This window comes from Mesorhizobium sp. M4A.F.Ca.ET.020.02.1.1 (genome assembly GCF_004022645.1).
GTDB lineage: Bacteria > Pseudomonadota > Alphaproteobacteria > Rhizobiales > Rhizobiaceae > Mesorhizobium.
The window spans coordinates 1-2,009 of the sequence record NZ_RZOI01000928.1 but is presented as its reverse complement, the minus strand read 5'-3'; the positions used below and the strand labels follow the sequence as shown (position 1 = coordinate 2,009).

2 protein-coding genes are annotated in these 2,009 nt (G+C 64.3%); both read right to left on the bottom strand.

Annotation, left to right across the window (positions count from 1 at the left end; all coding sequences use genetic code 11):
- Positions 1–188: 188 nt before the first annotated feature.
- Positions 189–611: a DoxX family protein gene (locus EN742_RS33210; protein WP_127407595.1), complete on the bottom strand. Its 423-nt coding sequence runs from the start codon at positions 609–611 to the stop codon at positions 189–191.
- 108 nt (positions 612–719) lie between these two features.
- The coding region (gene fumC / locus EN742_RS33205; protein ID WP_128333784.1) for a class II fumarate hydratase at positions 720–2,009 on the bottom strand (1,290 nt) is incomplete at its 5' end.

Sequence of the window (2,009 nt, the reverse complement as noted above, 5' to 3'; positions counted from 1 at the left end):
GGAAAAGTGTGTAACGGTTTTCCGTCCGGAATTGCGTCAGAGCAAAGAGCGAAAGCCGGCCACTGGCCAAGCCTAGATTGCGCCCCAGTCTAGCAGAGTCGCAGACCTGGCGCGTCTGCACAGTTCGACAACGAAAAAGCGGCGCGGAAAATTCCGCGCCGCCCAGGTCTGCGCTTGCGAGGGAAGGCTTAGCCGCGCTTGGCGTCGATCGAGTAGGCGCCGGCGCCAGACGAAGCCAGCACGATGAAGCCGCCGGCGATGGCGAGGTTCTTGAGGAACTGGATCATCTGCATCTGGTCGGCCCAACCGGTGTGGGCGACCAGCCCGGTGGCAACCGTGAAGATCGCCAGCACCCAGGCAACGATGCGGGTCTGGAAGCCGACGAGGACGGCGAGGCCGCCGAGCAGCTCGATGAGGCCGACGAGGACGGCGGTCACGGTCGGCAGCGGCAGGCCGAGGCTGCCAAAATAGCCTGCAGTGCCAGCAATCGCGGTGAGCTTGCCGAAGCCGGAAAGCAGGAAAATGACGGCCAGCAGGATGCGGCCGAGCAGGATCGTGACAGAACTGTTGGACGTGGTGCCGGAACCGGCGACGGAAGTGTTGATGGACATGGGGCTCTCTCCGGGAGGATTGGAATGACACCCCAGATAGAGCAGGCAAACTGTTCACCAAAGATGCTGATCTGACGACGGATTGTTCACCCGGTTACGCCAGTGATACTAGCTTACCCCCGGATGCGTCATATCCTCCGGCCTGACCAGACGGTCGTAGTCGGCCTCGCTGACCAGACCCGTCGCCAGCGCTTCCTCGCGCAAGGTCGTGCCCTTCTTGTGCGCCGTCTTGGCGATCTTGGCGGCGTTGTCGTAACCGATGGTCGGCGCCAGCGCCGTGACCAGCATCAGCGAGCGGTCGAGCGCTGCCTTGATGTTGTCCTCGCGCGCCTCGATGCCGACCACGCAATTGTCGGTGAAGGAGACCGAGGCGTCGGCGAGCAGCTGCACCGACTGCAGGAAATTATAGGCCATCAGCGGGTTGTAGACATTGAGCTCGAAATGGCCCTGACTGCCGGCGAAGGTCAGCGCAGCATTGTTGCCGAACACCTGCACGCAGACCTGCGTCAGCGCTTCGCACTGGGTCGGGTTGACCTTGCCGGGCATGATCGAGGAGCCCGGCTCGTTTTCCGGCAGCGAGAGCTCGCCGAGGCCGGAGCGCGGGCCGGAGCCGAGGAAGCGGATGTCGTTGGCGATCTTGAAGAGTGCCGCCGCCGCGGCGTTGATCGCGCCATGCGAGAACACCATGGAATCATGGGCGGCCAGCGCCTCGAACTTGTTCGGCGCGGTGACGAAGGCGATGCCGGTGATGGCGGCGATGCGGTCCGCCACCTTTTCGGCGAAGCCGACCGGCGCGTTGAGGCCGGTGCCGACCGCGGTGCCGCCCTGCGCCAGCTCCTGCAGGCCGGGCAGCGTCATCTCTATGCGCTTGATCGAGGAGGCGACCTGCGCGGCATAGCCGGAGAATTCCTGGCCCAGCGTCAGCGGGGTGGCGTCCTGCGTATGCGTGCGGCCGATCTTGATGATATGCGCGAACGCCTGGCTCTTGGCCTCCAGCGCCTTGTGCAGGTGCTTCAGCGCCGGCAGCAAATCGTGCACGATGCGCTCGGCGCAGGCGATGTGCATGGCCGTCGGATAGGTGTCGTTCGACGACTGGCTCATATTGACGTGGTCGTTCGGATGCACCGGCTTCTTCGAGCCCATGACGCCGCCGAGCAGCTCGATCGCCCTGTTGGAGATCACCTCATTGGCGTTCATGTTGGACTGCGTGCCCGAGCCCGTCTGCCACACCACCAGCGGGAAATGGTCGTTGAGCTTGCCGTCGATCACCTCCTGAGCGGCCTCGATGATCGCCTTGCCGAGCGCGGGATCGAGGCGCTTCAGCTCCATATTGGCTTCGGCCGCCGCGCGCTTGACGATGCCGAGCGCGCGGCGGCCGAAGCCAATATGGAGCTGAAG